Consider the following 516-nt stretch of genomic DNA (forward strand, 5'->3'; position numbering starts at 1 on the left):
TCAGCCTTAACGATAAAATCCATGGTAAAGAGGTGTGTTAAATGTTGAAGTACAAAAAAGCTTTACTAACGGCAAGCGCTGCTCTAGCCTTGTTTCTGGGCACCGGAGCGGCCTATGCCGCGCACGAGACAGAACCGAACGATACTCCGCAAACGGCAAATCCCGGCCCCACCTTCTTTTCTGAGGTTTCTGGAGCGATTAGCTCTCCAACAGATCTCGATTACTACAAAATTGATGCTTTTGATTACCCTTCAGCACGACCATACATATTTTTTGGCTCGAACTCATCAGACGTTGAATATGAACTGCATGTATATGAGAAGAATGGCAACGATTATACTTTGATAAGAAAGAACACAACTCAATCAGGCCTTGGAGGCATAGGCGTTCCGGGCAACGGCAAAGAACATTATATTCTTATCAAAAGCGCTAATGGACGGTTTACTTCCAAGGGCTATGTATTCCGGCATTTCACTTAAATAAAGCATTGCCGGTTACGCGGCAAGAAAAAAGTCT

Annotated in this window: 1 protein-coding gene; it reads left to right on the forward strand. The window is 44.2% G+C overall.

Translation table 11 applies throughout. The features are described 5' to 3' along the window. The first annotated feature begins 41 nt into the window (after window positions 1-41). Window positions 42-479, forward strand: a complete 438-nt coding sequence (locus tag QJ48_RS34435) for a hypothetical protein (protein WP_054977766.1) — start codon at window positions 42-44, stop codon at window positions 477-479. Window positions 480-516 lie beyond the last annotated feature (37 nt).

Origin of the sequence: Paenibacillus sp. A3, assembly GCF_001399685.1 — a bacterium.
Taxonomy (GTDB): Bacteria; Bacillota; Bacilli; order Paenibacillales; family NBRC-103111; genus Paenibacillus_G.

What these genes read in the sequence shown, in the direction of transcription:
- QJ48_RS34435 (WP_054977766.1), top strand. Translation starts at nt 42, where the DNA reads ATGTTGAAGTACAAAAAAGCTTTACTAACGGCAAGCGCTGCTCTAGCC.